Raw genomic sequence first — 15,585 nt, forward strand, 5'->3', positions numbered from 1 at the left:
CCCAAGAGGGAGGCAAGTATTTTTTCAGCAGGCAGATTCTAAGTATCTGCTTCTTCTGATGTCTATCAGATAAAAAGCTTATTGAGGGCAGAAAGAATAATCGATAGGGCCAGACAGCGAGTGATTAGCCCTGATGCACGACTCTGCGGGTCTGGTTTCTGCAATCAGCTGGCCGTTGCGGAAAGAGTGGGTTACCACTGACTGACGTCTGATGGCATCAAAGACGGTCTCGGAGTCCAAAACAATCAGGTTGCCGGGTTTCCCTTCTTCAATCCCGTATTGGTCGTGAATATTCAGGCATTTCGCACTGTTAGTGGTAATCAGGTCGATGCCCTGATTTATCTGATCCAGCCCTGTCATTTGACAGCCCACCAGACCTGTAAACAACACTTGTAGCATATTACAGCCCTGCATCGGGAACCATTGGTCAACAATGTCGTCCTGACCGAAGCAAGCATTTACACCGGCCTCAAGCAGTTCTGGTATACGAGTAATACCACGGCGTTTCGGGTAAGAATCCATTCGCCCCTGAAGGTTCAGGTTGGTTACCGGGTTGGCGATAAAGTGTATGCCTGACCGTTTCAACAGCCGCATCAGCTTCACGACATAGGCGTTGTTATAGGAATGCATGGCAGTAGTATGACTGGCAGTCACACGCTGACCCATGTTGCGTTCCAGAGCCAGACAGGCAACAGTCTCGACAAATCGGAATTGTTCGTCGTCTATCTCATCGCAGTGAATGTCGATCAGGCTGTCGTATTTTTCGGCAAGGTCAAAGGCGGTATTGAGAGAGTCCAGAGCATATTCACGGGTGTATTCAAAATGGGGAATAGCGCCGACGGCATCACAGCCAAGTCTCATGGCTTCTTCGAGAAGCTCTGCACCTTTAGGGAAAGATGGGATGCCTTCCTGCGGAAAGGCGACCAGCTGGATATCAATCAGATCTTTAACTTCTTCTTTCAGCTCAAGCAGAGCATGAACTGCGGTAAGACCCGGATCGGTAGTGTCAACATGACTGCGAACATGCTGCACGCCCTGACCTATATACCAGGCAAGTGCTTTTCTGGCTCGTTGCCTGACGTCGTCGTGAGTCAGGTTTTTCTTGCGCTCAGACCAGTTTTGAATCCCTTCAAAGAGGGTGCCTGTGCGATTCCAGACGGGTTCACCTGCCGTTAGACAGGTATCCAGATGGACATGAGGATCAATGAAGGGAGGGAGTGCCAGCTTACCCCCGGCGTCAAGGCTATCAGTGTCAGGCTGGCGTTGAGTACCGGCGGGAGTAACGCTCAGGATCATGCCCTGATTAAAAAGGATATCAAACAGGCCTTCCTGTTGATGTAGACGCACATTTTCAAGACGCATGATATACCTCAGCCCGCTTTTGCCGGAATAGGGCGGTTTTTTAGAATAAAGCATCACATATAAAGGCGAAATGCACCATTACCTCCAAGTCGGGCTAATGGTACAACAGTTTCCAGATAGAAAAAGAGTGGCCCGATCCCATTCATTCGTCAAAACAGGAACCACTGCGAAAACTTGAGAAAGTAGCAACCCAAGTGACCCAAGGGAATTTCACAGTGATTTCTTTTAATTAGCCGTAACGAGCGTCAACTCTGGGTGAGTTGATTGAATGTTCTGGCCAACTCAATCTCTGCTGCCTAGATAGAGTGAACTCGAAGTAGATTGGCTGATGAAGCAACAAATCTAGAAAGTTCAATGGCATGGCAGGCACTGGTTGTACTTCCCTTCCCCTGAGACTGGTTCTGCACATAGGGCAGATATTATTGTCCGATAGCCACCTCGCCAGGCAGTCTTCGTGAAACATATGGCGGCAATCTTCGAGAACCCTGACTTCCCTTCCGGCAAAGGATTCGAGACAAACAGGGCAATTGTCGGTGGGCTTTTGATAAGGTGCTGACGGACTTGGTGTGCCGGGTGGTGTGCCGGGTGGTGTGGTTCCGTTCATATCTCATACTCCTGTCTCTGATTTTTCAAATGGCTTATAGTTTTAGATCATTGTCTATGCATTTAGTTCCCTGTGCATATAAGTACCTAACCAGTTGGTTTCGCATATTCTGGACGGCGGCTTTTTCCACCCTTCTGCGTTCCAACTCTGGTTGCGTAGCTACGGCTACGCGCCCGTCGTTGCGCCTTGAAGGATGAAAAAATCCACTCGCCAGAATATGCGAAACCAACTGGCCAGGTACTTAGAAAAGCTCTTATGCTGAGAAGGTTCTAAGCAACAGACAGAGAATGTTTTTAACGCCCCGTTTTCACTGTTTAATATTTAGTCAGCCAGTAAATAAAGCACTACCAGCCCACATCAGGAGAGGCAACAAGTAATACTTTGATCTAATTGTGAGATCTGAACCAAATTCCTATTGTTAAAGTATCGAAGCTAAGTCTTATGACAAGGATGTTAGTATGATCTTGGAAAAACTTTGCGGTCAAAACTGGCCTGCCCATTTAAGAACAAACTCGGGCTGTCAGGTTAATGGCATTGCCCAGGGTGACTCAGGAAGATTCCGGGTCCGAGAGGTAAGGAGTTGTCAAGTTGAAGAGAATTTGATGCCAAAGGGCGTCTCTGACATAACATTCCGGTCCGCCACCAGAGGTTTGGTGAATATTTCTAAAAGCCTTGCTGCAGCCGCTAATTCTTGTGGAAAATTACCTGACCGAAAGGTAAAAGTAGCGGCATTAGCTGCTGAATTCACTATTAAGTTGACAATGAAGCTGGTCGTGAAACCACAAATTACTTCTTATTTAAAAACAGCCGTCAAACCATGATAACAAGGTCAGTGACCATCGGACTTGAAAGTGCTTTAAACGCTCTCCACCAGCTTTTGCCAAGGTGGTTGTCTGTTGCTCGAAGCGATGGCTATCTTCAGGGAGGCACTTGACTGACAAAATGACACTGGGGTGGATTTCCATGACACCTAAATTCCAGCCAGCGAAAAAATGAGTTCTGCTTCTGTTGCTACTGCTTTCATTAATAATTACGGTTCAGGAAAAGTTTCGGGTATTCGAAATGGAGTGAAGATTTGATCACTTCCTCAGCTTATTTTTTCAGGTGTGTAAATCGAATTAGTGTGCCGGTTTGAATTATATGTATCACTTGCCTGACGACTTACGACGGTCTTTATCAACCAGCGGCCTGAGTGCCTGTGCTTGCTCAGCAATGACCGGATCATTACCAGGTTCCGCACTGGTCAACCTTGCATAGATATGGTTGTCATCTTCTGGTCAGGTTCCTCTCCCTGCCTGCACTTGTGACACCGGATACTTCACGGTGTAAAAAACTAACGTATGGCCTGAGTGCCTGTGCCTGCTCAGCAATGGCCGGATCATTGTCTCGTTCTGCACTACTCAACCTTACATAAATAGGGTTGTCATCTTCAGGCCATGTTCCTTTCCTTGCCAGCACTTGTGTCACCAGATGCTGCACAGAGTACAAATTAACCGATGGCCTGAGTGCCTGTGCCTGCTCAGCAATGGCAGGATCATTGCTATGTTCTGCACTACTCAACCTTACATAGATAGGGTTGTCATCTTCAGGCCAGGTTCCTCTCCCATCCTGCATTTGTGACACCAGATGCTGCACAGAGTACAAATTAACCAATGTCCTGAGTGCCTGTGCCTGCTCAGCAATGGCAGGATCATTGCTGCGTTCTGCACTTCTCAACCTTGCATAGATAGTGTTGTCATCTTCAGGCCAGTTTCCTCTCCCATCCTGCATTTGTGACACCAGATGCTGCACAGAGTACAAATTAACCAATGGCCTGAGTACCTGTGCCTGCTCAGCAATGGCTGGATCATTGCAGCGTACTGCACTTTTCAACCTTGCATGGATATGTTTGTTATCTTCAGGCCAGGTTCGTCTTCCTGCCAGCATTTCTGACACCAGATGCTGCACAGAGTACAAATTAACCAATGGCCTGAGTGCCTGTGCCTGCTCAGCAATGGCCGGATCATTGCTGCGTTCTGCACCTCTCAACCTTATATAGATATATTCGTCATCTTCAGGCCAGGTTCCTCTCCCATCCTGCATTTGTGACACCAGATGCTGCACAGAGTGCAAATTAACCATTGGCCTGAGTGCCTGTGCCTGCAAAGCAATAGCCGGATCATTGCGACGTTCTGCACTACCCAACCTTAAATAGATATATTCGTCATCTTCAGGCCAGGTTCCTCTACCTGCCCGCAGTTGTGACATCAGATGCTGCACAGAGTAAAAATTAACCAATGGCCTAAGTGCTCGTGCCTGCTCAGTAATGGCCGGATCATTGCTACGTATTGCAGTGCTCAACCTTGCATAGGTACACTCTTCATCTTCAGGCCAGGTTCTTCTCCCTGCCTGCATTTCCGTTACAATTTGAGCAACCTCTTGGAGTGCGATACGAGCAGAGCTGACTAGTCTCTCTTGGTTGACAGTGTTTTCTTTATGGATCAAAAAACCATGTAAAGCGCCCTGATCATGTCGACATTCCGGGCAGGAATTAACTGTTCGCTCATCAATTTCTGTCGTTAACCACAGTTTCAGACAGTCTATATGAAACAAATGCGAACATGACGTTTTCACTACGTCGTCAGATTCCTCAAAATTAGTCAGACATATGCTGCAAGTTCTTCCAACATATTCAACCCCTTGCGCTTCTTCAAAGCTGTTTGACGCAGACTTTGGTAGTATAAATACGGGATACAACATAACTGTCTCTGACTGATGTATCTGCGAATAGCCGGACAAACCTTTCCCTGGAAGTTGAGCAAGCAGTTCTGAGGCATCTAACGGCATTTGGCGGAATAAGGATTTATTGTGTGCCTTTTTAATTCCATCCAAAGCCGCAGATAAATCTGCTGCCCTGACGAATTGTCGGGATTTACCGGAAGTGGTGGGATACCCATTATGAAGCCATTGTTTCAGCCACTGGCTGATCCGGGCCAAAGCTAATAGGTAGTCAAACTGCCAGTCGGGCAGATTAAAAAATCCCTTGGCAGGAATACCCGGCATAAAAGGAGGAGAAGGCGGTGGTGGGTCAAATGGAAAGCCTCCCCCTGATAATCGCAAGTTGGGTTCAGGTATTAATGCGGGCCATTCTGGCAATGCGAAGCTCATGCCGTTTTTCTCTGCTTCCTCAGAAACCTTACCTGTAGCCAGGTCACCCTCGTCACTGTCAGTTCTATCCAGTTGCAATGCAGGGCTGATGCACAAGAAGTTTCCTTGTTCCGTTGAGGGAGTTTCAATGTTATCGCGATTGAGTAGATAACAGTTGAATGAAACTTCGTCTATTGGCACCCTGCCAATGTGGGTAGCATTTGCAGCGACCAGCATTTCTTCAAACAAGGCCAGAGAGTCTTCAGGCACAAAGAAGACAAAATTTGTTATCAGATAAGCCTCCTGGTCAAGCGCCCTGTTTGTGACGATGAGCAGACGTCCTTGAAAACGGCTATCACCAAATCCACTGACTGCCAAAGAGATCAAGAGCGTCCCGATTATAAGAAAGATCACTGTTTTAATTTGCACTCAAATTTCCATCTTCCTTTAGTCAGGGCTGAGTGTAGCTCAGATTGCGGGCAGGCTAGCCTGACAGTTTCGACCATACTCATCGCAATACCTTGCCATCTCCCGGGAAAAAAACAAAAACCAGTATGAGTAAACCTGCTGTCTGGATCGAAACAGAGTGCTGGTTGACTTCAGTCATTACCGATAACTCAAAGTATCCAGACCCTATAGACCTGAGGGCTGACAGGGTTCATGCTATTGCCCAACGCAAGCAATTCAAAGGACACAAGAGCGATGACAAAAAGAGTAGCTCTGGTCTTGGGCAGTGGTGGTGCCCGGGGTTATGCCCATGTCGGGGTCATTCGGGAGCTGGAGGCCAGAGGGTACAAAATTACGGCTATAGCCGGTTCTTCCATGGGCTCACTGATCGGTGGTCTATGGGCTACGGGTAAACTGAATGAGTACTGTCAATGGGCCGAGACCCTTGATTCGTTCGAGATTATCCGTTTGCTGGATATTTCTTTGGGGCGTCCGGGCGTCATCAAGGGTGACCGTCTTTTTGAACGCATGCGCGATATTATTGGTGACTGTCGTATAGAAGATCTGCCGATTCCTTATACAGCGGTGGCTACCAGTTTGACTTATCGCAAGGAAATCTGGTTCCAGCGTGGTGATCTGGTGACGGCTATTCGTGCTTCCAGTGCCATTCCTTCTTTGTTCAGTCCGGTAGAAATACATGGTCAGGTGCTGGTAGACGGCGGTGTGCTTAATCCTTTGCCAATGGCACCTGCAGGGTCCGCTCTGGCCGATATGGTGGTGGCTGTTGATCTGTTGGGCAAACCTTTTCAGAAAAATGACGGGGCTGAAGAGAGAGAGAAGGAGAAAAAATCCATTTTTGACGGGCTTATTGACAAGTTTGTAGGTGTCAATGAGAGTAAAAAGTCTCAGGATGAACTCAGTGCTTCCATGAGCCTGATGGAAATTTCCAACCAATCCATGGAAGTGATGCAGGAGTCACTTTCCCGATATAAAATGGCGGGCTACCAGCCAGATGTCTTGGTCAATGTGCCTCGAAACATCTGTCAGTTCTACGAATTCCATCGCTTTAACGAGATCGCGGCTGTGGGCAGACAATTGGCTATTGATGCCCTGGATCAATGGGAATCCCGTCACCAGGAGGAGTCTGCCATTCTCCTGGAAGCATAAGTTTCCTCTGTTTGAAAAAAACCTCAACCTATTAGTGAGGCTGAGTGCTGAAGGTGTTTGTGAAGGGTTATCAGGCTTTTCTCTTCAAAAGCACAAGAAGCGACCCGGTCCCGCCTTCTGAAGGGGGTGCTGAACAAAATGCCAGGACTTCCGGAAGCTGTCGCAGCCAGTGATTGACATGACTTTTCAGGGTGTTCTGGCGATTGGTACTGCGGTGTGATTTGCCATGGATAATTCGAACGCATTGCATGCCTTCATTACGGCAGAACAATAGAAACTCTGAAATCAGCTCTCTGGCTTCCTCGATCCTGTAACCGTGGAGATCCAGTTGATACTGGATAGGCAGTAATCCCTGGCGTAACTGGCGCATACGGGTATGTTGAATGCCTGATCTGCTGTATACCAGTTTTTGCTCTGGTTCTATAGGTTCAACCCAGGCTTCCGAAAGAGCGGCTCCGCCCGGCTTGTCTTCCATCTGAGCAGACTGCCGACGAGCTCTGAGTGTACAGTCGGGCACTTTAGTCGCTGGTTTTTTGAGCTCAGCAGAGCGATTGGTTTTCTTCAATGGCCGCACGTCCATCATGGCTTCTTTGAACAGGCCTTCCTGATCGTCGTTATCGTTTTCGGTCATGACTCTGCGCTCATTTTTAAACAGACTTAACAGGCTCCCGGTAGCCTGAAATAGAGGTATTCTAACCCTAATTGTGGTCTGACTAATACCGTGGCAGCTGTTCGGAGCCGTTTGCGGCGAAAAAGTGGTTCTTTGCCTGTGCCTGAATATGCTACCTTATGGCGGTTTTGCAGGGGAGATCCTGAAAGTGACCCAGAGGAGAGAGAGTGACTGAAATCAGTGACACGCATACCGGCAAGTCCTACAGAGCCATCAAGCCCTATGATGGTCTGGTCAGTATCCGGGACTTCATTCGCTGGGCAGCATCACGATTTAACGAAGCCGGGCTGTTTTTCGGGCATGGAAGTGATAATGCTCTGGATGAGGCTTTTCATCTGGTGTTTCAGGTGCTACAGCTGCCCTGGGAATTGCCGGAACCCTACATGGACTGCCGACTTTCCCTGAATGAGCAGGAGAGAGTGGCAGGGCTGATCGAGCGCAGAATTTCAGAACGCAAACCCTTGGCTTACCTTGTCAATCAGGCCTGGTTCTGTGGTCAACCCTATTACGTTGATGAGCGAGTGTTGGTACCTCGTTCACCGATTGCCGAGCTGATTCAGCATCAGTTTCAACCCTGGTTGATGGACATCCGGGTTGAAAGGGTGCTGGATCTTTGTTCAGGTTCCGGCTGTATTGGTATTGCTGCGGCCCATGAGTTTCCTCAAGCCACAGTCGACTTACTGGATATATCAGAAGACGCTCTGGAAGTGGCGGGTATCAATATCGACAGTCATGAGCTCTGGGGCAGGGTTCAGGCCATTCGTTCTGATCTTTTTGAAGCGATCGATCATGCTCCGGAAAAGCCAAAGTATCAGCTGATTGTCAGCAATCCACCCTACGTGGATGCTGAAGATATGGTCGATTTTCCGGATGAGTTCAGCCACGAGCCGGAGCTCGGTCTGGCAGCGGGAGAAGACGGTTTGGATATGGCCCGCGTTATTCTGGCACGTGCCGCAGACTTTCTGGATGAAAAGGGTTTGCTGGTTCTGGAAGTAGGTAACAGTCATTGGGCCCTGAGAGATGAGTATCCTGATGTGCCGTTTATCTGGCCGGAGTTTGAGGCAGGTGGTCATGGCATCCTGATACTGGATGCCGGAAGCTGTCGTAAATATCAGCCTCTGTTTAGCAGCCGTGAGCAAAGAAAGCAGGCTGAAACAGCTATGAATGACTGAAACCTTTTTCTGGAAAAAGGTTTCACAGTAGAGCATTAAATCCCTGACGGGAGCAACGACGGACAACTGTCAGAGGAGGGGGAAGTTGAAATGGCAGGCAACAGCATAGGCCAGGTTTTCAGGGTTACGACCTTTGGTGAGTCCCATGGTATTGCCCTGGGGTGTATAGTGGATGGCTGCCCTCCGGGCATACCTCTGAGTGAGGCCGATCTGCAAAAGGATCTCGATCTGCGCAAGCCCGGTACCTCTAAATATACGACGCAGCGTCGTGAGCCGGATCAGGTCAGGATTCTGTCCGGCGTTTTTGAAGGTAAAACCACCGGCACCCCCATTGGTTTGCTTATCGAAAATGTGGATCAGCGTTCCAAAGATTATTCCAATATCATGGATCGTTTCCGTCCTGGCCATGCTGACTATACCTACACCCACAAATACGGCTTTCGTGACTACCGTGGCGGCGGACGCTCGTCTGCTCGTGAAACCGCCATGCGTGTTGCAGCCGGTGCGATTGCCCGGAAATACCTGGAAAGTCAGGGCATCGAAATTAAAGGTTATCTGTCCCAGCTGGGCACGATCAGTATCGACAAGATTGACTGGGATGAAGTTCGCAACAATCCTTTCTTCTGCCCGGATGCGGATAAAGTGCCCGCCATGGAAAAACTGATCGATGATTTGCGTCGTGATGGTAATTCTACCGGGGCCAAAGTGACCGTGATGGCTACAGGTGTGATGCCGGGACTGGGTGAACCGGTTTTTGATCGTCTGGATGCCGACCTGGCTCATTCTCTGATGAGCATTAATGCCGTCAAAGGTATTGAGATAGGCGATGGCTTCGACTCTGTAGCCCAGAAGGGAACAGAGCATCGTGATGAGTTGACGCCAGAAGGCTTCCTGTCCAATTCAGCCGGTGGTGTTCTTGGCGGTATCAGCTCAGGTCAGGATATTGTTGCCCATATTGCCCTGAAACCCACTTCCAGCATGACTGCGCCTGGCAAGAGCATCAATATGGAAGGCGAACCTGTTGAAGTGGTCACAAAGGGACGTCACGATCCCTGTGTCGGAATTCGTGCTGTACCCATTGCTGAAGCCATGATGGCTATCACCCTGATGGATCACCTGATGCGTCAACGTGCCCAGAATGCTGATGTGGTCAGTCCGGCTCCGGTTATTCAGGGTCAGGCCTGAACCGTTCCGTTCCCCGGCCCTCTGTCAGGGGTCGGGGGTTGTGTTATGAGTATTCAACGGCTTTCAGTGGCTTACTTTTTGCCAAACTGATCAATGTCTTCAGCATCCCAGGCGTAGTTAATCCAGTGGTCGTGGATGTCCTCACCAGTGAAGAAGTGGCTCAGCCTCTCTGGCAGTGTGCCTTTCTTTTCTTTCAGTTTATTGTGCACGACGAAGGCAGCAAACTCGGTTTCAGGGTGTGTGTCGTACAGATGATTCAGTGTGAACTGCAGAGTGGTTCTTTCATCATCGACCTCATCAATGACCAGAACTTTTTTACCATCCAGGTTGGTGTCTGTTTCCAGCCATTGTAGTTTGACCGGTGTCTCTGATGGCGCCGTACCTGTCTCGTCACTGTAGCGGGAGAGGGATACAATCAGAATCGGTTTGTTGATATAGGTGCGCATGATGCGTGCTGGAATCAGACCACCGCCACCAATGGCCAGGAGATAATCAGGCTCAAATCCGGAGGCTCTGATCTTTTCCGCTGAGGCGCGAATGGTGTTATGGATATCGTTATAGGTGAAATTATATTGCTCCATGAGCACTTAAACCTTTAGATGAATGAAGAGTCTTTTGACAGGCTAATAAAACTGAAGCAGGGAAGGATAGGCGATTTAATATTGATAAGCCAAGTAGGGCTTTCCACTGCAGCATTAAGTTAAGAGGCCATCCGGTTTGAGAATGGCCTGCCTTGGTGTCAGGGTGACGTGACCGGTTGGTACATGGCTTCGATTTCCTTGCGGAAACGTTCCATGATAATCTTTCTGCGCAATTTCAGTGTTGGCGTGATCTCTCCCGTTTCGATGGAGAATTCACGAGGCAGCAGAGTGAATTTCTTAACCTGCTCGTACCGGGCCAGTTCTTTCTGAATGTGATCCAGGCGTTTCTGGAACATAGCCCGGATATCCGCATTGCGGATCAGATCCATTTTGTTTTCGTATTTCAGGTCAGTGCTTTTTGCATACTCTTCCAATGCTTCAAAAGCAGGTACTATCAAAGCAGAAACATAGTTTTTGGCATCAGCAATGATGGCAACCTGTTCAATAAACCGATCCTTGCCCAAAGTGCCTTCTATGTATTGAGGTGCAATATATTTGCCGTTGGACGTTTTCATCAGCTCCTTGATGCGCTCGGTGATGCGAAGCTGCCCTGTCTCATCGATCAGACCTGCATCGCCGGTTTTTAGCCAGCCATCGGCATCAAAGGCTTTGGCTGTTTCATCCGGCTTTTTGTAGTAGCCGCGCATGACGGTTTGGCCTTTCACCAGTATCTCGCCTTCCTGCCCGATTTTAACCTGAGTGCCGGGGAGCGGTGAGCCGCAGCTGCCAAACTGGTAACCCGTATCGCGAAAGCAGGTAACAGTTGCCGTGGTTTCAGTCATGCCATAACCCACTTTGACATTGATGCCAAGGGCATGGAAAAAACGGTTGATTTCGTCATCCAGCCGGGCACCACCACAGGGCATGAAACGGATACGCCCTCCCAGCTTTTCTTTGATTTTGCTGAACACCATTCTGTCAGCCAGCTGGTTCAGGCTTGTCAGATAACCGGGTACTGTCTTGCCCTGGCGCTTCAATTCCATGGTGGTGAGACCGACTTTCATAGCCGTCTTGAAAATAAAGCGCTTAAGCGGAGAGCCCTTTTGTACCATGGTGTTCACGCCGGTATAAATCTTCTCGTAGAAGCGTGGTACTGCACAGACCACCGTTGGCTTCAGTGTGGGCAATATTTCTGCAATTTTGGTCGGATCTTTCAGGTAGCAGTTAACAGCGCCCCGGGTCAGAACGTAATAACTCCAGGCCCTTTCAAAAATATGGCTCAGAGGCAAAAACGCTATGGATACATCGGTATGGTCAATATGAATCAGAAGATCATGTGACTCAAACGATGCACCGATGCTGTTGTAATCGAGCATAACGCCTTTTGGTTGACCGGTGGTGCCCGAGGTATAGATCAGGGTGTAGAGGTCGTCCAGAGCCTGATTTTTCAGGCGTTCTGTCAATAATTCGGACTCAGTGGGAGCACTGGCCATAAAATCACTGAAATACAGTGCTTTATCGCAGCCTTTCAGGTTAGTCCGGGAGTCAAATACAATAACTTTCTCCAGACATTCACAATGGTCCAGAAGCTTCAGCGCGCTATCGAACTGCTCCTGTTCGCCGACAAACAAAATGGAAATTCCGGCATCTTCAATAATGTAGCGAGCCTGCTCAGCGGTATTGGTTGGGTAAATGGGCACAGTGACGCAGCGAGTCTGCAAAATGCCAAGGTCTGCAATAGTCCATTCGGGAAGGTTCTGTGACCAGATCCCGATATTAGTCTGAATCGGCAGATTGTCTGTTAGCAGAGAGCGGGAAACGCAATCGATCTTTTCTCCGAGCTGCTGCCAGTTCATGGATTGCCATTGATGATTTTCAGAGAAACGAATAGCCGTTTGACGGGAATGGTTATTTGAGCGCTGACGAATCAGGCTGACAAGGTGCGACGGAGGATTATCATTCATTGGCAAGCAATATACATATTATAGAAGTGACTGTTTTCTCGGTTCAAAAAACGACACTTTCTGCTTATGGCTGATTTTATTTAGCATCAAACAGGTTGCAGCCTGCTTTCAATGCTTTCGTTTGCGGCGAAGAATATTACAGCAGTAACGATAAATACTATTTGATTTATATCAGTTTTCTAGCAGCCTGTCGGACTTAAGCGTCCTCGCTACGGGGTCGCCTAGACGGGCGCTATTCTCGGTCTAATGGGATGGTCCGCCCCTCCTAAACGGCTTCAAATGAGCCAAAATGGAGTTAACCATTTAAACAGGATTAACCGGAGCGAACCACCCATGACTATTTCAGTACTTGGTATCGATATTGGCAAGAACAACTTTCACCTGTTTGGTGTTGATGAGCAGGGTAGCAAAGTCATCAGAAAGAAGTTGTCCAGGAAGAACCTTTTGGAGTACGTGGCAAATCTGGAGCCATGCATTATCGCTATGGAAGCTTGTGGTGGTGCTCACTATTTGGCTCGGTTATTCAAGAACTATGGGCATACTGTCAAGCTGATTTCACCTCAATTTGTCAAGCCTTATGTCAAGACCAACAAAAATGACTACAACGATGCTGAAGCGATTGCAGAAGCAGCTTCACGGCCCAGCATGCGTTTTGTACCTGTTAAAACGTCAGAGCAGCAGGCCTGGCAACTTCTGCACCGCTATCGTCAACAAGCGGTTGATCAGAGAACTGCCCTGGTTAACCAGATCCGGGGGTCACTATTGGAAGAAGGTATTGTGGTTGCCCAGGGTATTGGTAAAGTTCGTGCACAGCTTCCACGAATTCTGGAAGATGCTGAAAATGGACTCCATTCGCTGACTCGTGAGCTGCTACATGGTTTATCAGAAGAGTTGGCCAGTCTTGACAAGCGTATTCAACAGTATGACCAGAAAATTCAGGAGCTGGCTGAAAACGACGACGAATGTCGTCGAATGATGACTATGCCGGGTATCGGAGCCATCACTGCCACAGCATTGAAGGCAGCCGTTGGTGATGCGACGTATTTTAAATCTGGTCGACACCTTGCCGCATGGTTGGGATTAGTTCCAAGACAGCATTCCACAGGCGGTAAGTCAGTCCTGCTGGGCATCAGTAAACGGGGTGATAAATACCTGCGCACATTATTGATACACGGCGCACGTTCGGTACTCCACTGCCTCAAAAATAAGGATGACCGCTGTAAAAAATGGGTTAGCCAACTTAATGAGCGCAGCAATCACAACGTTGCCGCCGTTGGTCTGGCTAATAAAATGGCTCGGATTGTCTGGGTCATCATGACCCGAAATGAAGTTTACAAGGCTGCATAATGAGGTAAAGGCGGCAGCGGCAAAGTAAAGCATAAGCTTAATCAAAGGGGAACCCCCCCGCAGATTGCGATGAGCATGTACAGTTGATGGCAAACAGGTAAAAACCGGCAACCTGAAACCTGATAGGAGTCTTGGCCCTTGAGGCCGTCGGACTGATAAGGCCAGGTTGCGCGGATACCCATCAGGGCCAGAGGGTTAGACCTCATGAATAGGCCGTATATATGATTGCAGTTATCTTTGTTTGCTAATTAACAAAACAGGCTCTTGCAAAACGGGGCGGACCATATAAGGCTCCTAGTGCTTCCAGAATGCTGGAGTGAAGAGTACCAAAACGGTAATAACTTCCAGTCTGCCTAGCAGCATTCCCACGCTCAGGAACCATTTGGCGGCATCAGGCAGTGATGAAAAGTTGCCCGCAGGTCCGATAATATCTCCAAGTCCGGGTCCTACGTTGGCAACTGCTGTCAATGCACCACTGAGACTGGTGACAAGATCCAGCCCCAGAAAGCTCAAAAGCAGGGTGAGAATAGTGGTCAGGAGTGCGAAAAAGAAGCAGAAAGCGATCAGAGATCTCAATATGTCGCTACTGATTTGATGGCCGTTGTAGCTTTGTACAAAACAGGCTCTCGGATGAGCCAGTTGTTTCAGTTGAATGCCCAGCAAACGTGCTGCAATCTGAAAACGGAAAACCTTTATTCCTCCTGCTGTGGAGCCTGAGCAGCCACCAATGACCGTCAGGCAGAGGAAGAGGGCGGCTGCAAACCCTCCCCATGACTCGTAGTCAGTCAATGCGAAACCTGTCGTCGTGATCACAGAAGTAGTATTAAAGGCGACCAGGGTCAAAGACTTGAGCAGTGAATAATCACTGTTTATAAACAGTCGCAGAGTCAAAAAGCCCCAGAGTATGAGCAGGAATTTGAGAAAAGCCTGAACCTGGTTATCCCTCAACAAAGACTGAGAATCACCCCTGAGAAATTTGACAAAAAGGACAAAGGGAAGCGATCCAAAAATCATGAACACTATAGCAACCCAGTGAATGAAGGGGTTTTTGAAGTGACCCATGGAGCTGTCGGAAGTTGAGTAGCCTCCGGTGGAAAGCGTGGTCATGGCGTGGTTGATGGCTTCAAAGCCATGCATGCCTCCGAGAAAATAGAGATACGCACAAAAAATGGTCATGCCCAAGTAGATACAAACAATACGTTTGGCGATGCTGCCTGAACGGGGCATGGCTTTGTCTGACCAGTCGGAAGATTCGCTTTGGAACAGACGCATACCACCGACTTTCAGAAAAGGCAGTACCGCTACAGCCAGGACAATAAAGCCAATGCCGCCGAGCCATTGAAGCAGAGAGCGCCACAGCAGGACCCCAGTATTCATCTGGTCAAGTCCACTGAGCACGGTAGAACCGGTGGTTGTAATCCCGGACATGGTTTCAAAGAATGCGTCGGTGTAGCTGATATCCAGCTGTATGTAGAGAGGCAGAGCTGCGAAGGCACTCAGTGTCAACCAGGATGCGTTGGTCAGCAGAAATATTTGCCTTGGTTGCAGGCTGAATACAGGTACACGACAAAAGTAGTAAAGTGGTGCGCCTGCCAACAGGGTGATCAGGGCCGACAAGCCGAATGAATAAATTCCTTCCTCGCCAATGACGAAATCATGCAGGGCTGGCAGTAGCATCAATACTGACAGCATCATCAGAAACAGGCCTATGACAAGCAGAACGGGGCGCAAATTCATGGTTGTTTTTGTTTAATCAGTCAAACCTCGAACTATTGCACTTAAAGGGTTCGAAGTAATTAGGGGTTAATACCAGTACATGGCTTCAATGAGTGTATCCTCAATTTTTGCCATGAAAGCATGTTGCCGCAAGATTCATGGAGCGATCATGAACAGCACGACAACATCAAGTGGATGAGAAAATGAGTCAGCTGAAAAACAGCAGAGCGAAAAATTCGATGCC

At 48.5% G+C, this 15,585-nt stretch carries 12 protein-coding genes; 5 read left to right on the forward strand and 7 right to left on the reverse strand.

Going from position 1 to position 15,585, the window contains the following annotated elements; translation table 11 throughout:
- Positions 1 to 78: 78 nt before the first annotated feature.
- Entirely contained in the window at positions 79 to 1,362 is a 1,284-nt protein-coding gene (codA, locus tag ACOJUN_RS18550; RefSeq protein WP_422133385.1) for a cytosine deaminase, read from the reverse strand.
- Between the two features lie 229 nt (positions 1,363 to 1,591).
- Positions 1,592 to 1,966, reverse strand: a complete 375-nt coding sequence (locus ACOJUN_RS18555) for an RING finger domain-containing protein (protein ID WP_422133386.1) — start codon at positions 1,964 to 1,966, stop codon at positions 1,592 to 1,594.
- Between the two features lie 458 nt (positions 1,967 to 2,424).
- Here ACOJUN_RS18555 and ACOJUN_RS18560 point away from each other — a divergent pair, with 458 nt between their 5' ends.
- Positions 2,425 to 2,787 carry a hypothetical protein gene (locus ACOJUN_RS18560; RefSeq protein WP_422133387.1) on the forward strand — a complete coding sequence of 121 codons (363 nt, stop codon included), beginning with the start codon at positions 2,425 to 2,427 and terminating at the stop codon, positions 2,785 to 2,787.
- Positions 2,788 to 3,232: 445 nt separating this feature from the next.
- On the opposite strand, the gene ACOJUN_RS18565 is transcribed toward ACOJUN_RS18560, so the two are convergent.
- Positions 3,233 to 5,521 carry an RING finger domain-containing protein gene (locus ACOJUN_RS18565; protein WP_422133388.1) on the reverse strand — a complete coding sequence of 763 codons (2,289 nt, stop codon included), beginning with the start codon at positions 5,519 to 5,521 and terminating at the stop codon, positions 3,233 to 3,235.
- Between the two features lie 273 nt (positions 5,522 to 5,794).
- Here ACOJUN_RS18565 and ACOJUN_RS18570 point away from each other — a divergent pair, with 273 nt between their 5' ends.
- Positions 5,795 to 6,706, forward strand: coding sequence for a patatin-like phospholipase family protein (locus tag ACOJUN_RS18570; protein ID WP_422133389.1), 912 nt, complete (start codon positions 5,795 to 5,797; stop codon positions 6,704 to 6,706).
- Positions 6,707 to 6,776: 70 nt separating this feature from the next.
- Here the strand turns inward: ACOJUN_RS18570 and ACOJUN_RS18575 are convergent, their stop codons facing one another.
- Entirely contained in the window at positions 6,777 to 7,337 is a 561-nt protein-coding gene (locus ACOJUN_RS18575) for a Smr/MutS family protein (RefSeq protein WP_422133390.1), read from the reverse strand.
- Between the two features lie 206 nt (positions 7,338 to 7,543).
- On the opposite strand from ACOJUN_RS18575, the gene prmB reads away from it, so the two are divergent.
- Both prmB and aroC read left to right on the forward strand, forming a co-directional pair.
- Positions 7,544 to 8,548 carry a 50S ribosomal protein L3 N(5)-glutamine methyltransferase gene (prmB, locus tag ACOJUN_RS18580; RefSeq protein WP_422133391.1) on the forward strand — a complete coding sequence of 335 codons (1,005 nt, stop codon included), beginning with the start codon at positions 7,544 to 7,546 and terminating at the stop codon, positions 8,546 to 8,548.
- A 90-nt stretch (positions 8,549 to 8,638) separates the two neighbouring features.
- Complete coding sequence (gene aroC / locus ACOJUN_RS18585; RefSeq protein ID WP_422133392.1) at positions 8,639 to 9,733, forward strand: chorismate synthase; 1,095 nt, start codon at positions 8,639 to 8,641, stop codon at positions 9,731 to 9,733.
- A 71-nt stretch (positions 9,734 to 9,804) separates the two neighbouring features.
- On the opposite strand, the gene ACOJUN_RS18590 is transcribed toward aroC, so the two are convergent.
- The gene (locus tag ACOJUN_RS18590; RefSeq protein WP_422133393.1) at positions 9,805 to 10,314 is read right to left on the reverse strand and encodes a phosphoribosyltransferase; all 510 of its coding nucleotides are present in this window, start codon (positions 10,312 to 10,314) and stop codon (positions 9,805 to 9,807) included.
- 158 nt (positions 10,315 to 10,472) lie between these two features.
- The gene (locus ACOJUN_RS18595) at positions 10,473 to 12,278 is read right to left on the reverse strand and encodes an AMP-dependent synthetase/ligase (protein ID WP_422133394.1); all 1,806 of its coding nucleotides are present in this window, start codon (positions 12,276 to 12,278) and stop codon (positions 10,473 to 10,475) included.
- A gap of 333 nt (positions 12,279 to 12,611) precedes the next feature.
- Here ACOJUN_RS18595 and ACOJUN_RS18600 point away from each other — a divergent pair, with 333 nt between their 5' ends.
- Positions 12,612 to 13,625: an IS110 family transposase gene (locus tag ACOJUN_RS18600; RefSeq protein ID WP_422133395.1), complete on the forward strand. Its 1,014-nt coding sequence runs from the start codon at positions 12,612 to 12,614 to the stop codon at positions 13,623 to 13,625.
- Positions 13,626 to 13,919: 294 nt separating this feature from the next.
- On the opposite strand, the gene ACOJUN_RS18605 is transcribed toward ACOJUN_RS18600, so the two are convergent.
- Positions 13,920 to 15,362 carry a TrkH family potassium uptake protein gene (locus ACOJUN_RS18605; RefSeq protein WP_422133396.1) on the reverse strand — a complete coding sequence of 481 codons (1,443 nt, stop codon included), beginning with the start codon at positions 15,360 to 15,362 and terminating at the stop codon, positions 13,920 to 13,922.
- Positions 15,363 to 15,585: the final 223 nt, after the last annotated feature.

Origin of the sequence: Endozoicomonas sp. ALD040 (assembly GCF_049275945.1) — a bacterium.
Classification (GTDB): domain Bacteria; phylum Pseudomonadota; class Gammaproteobacteria; order Pseudomonadales; family Endozoicomonadaceae; genus Endozoicomonas_A.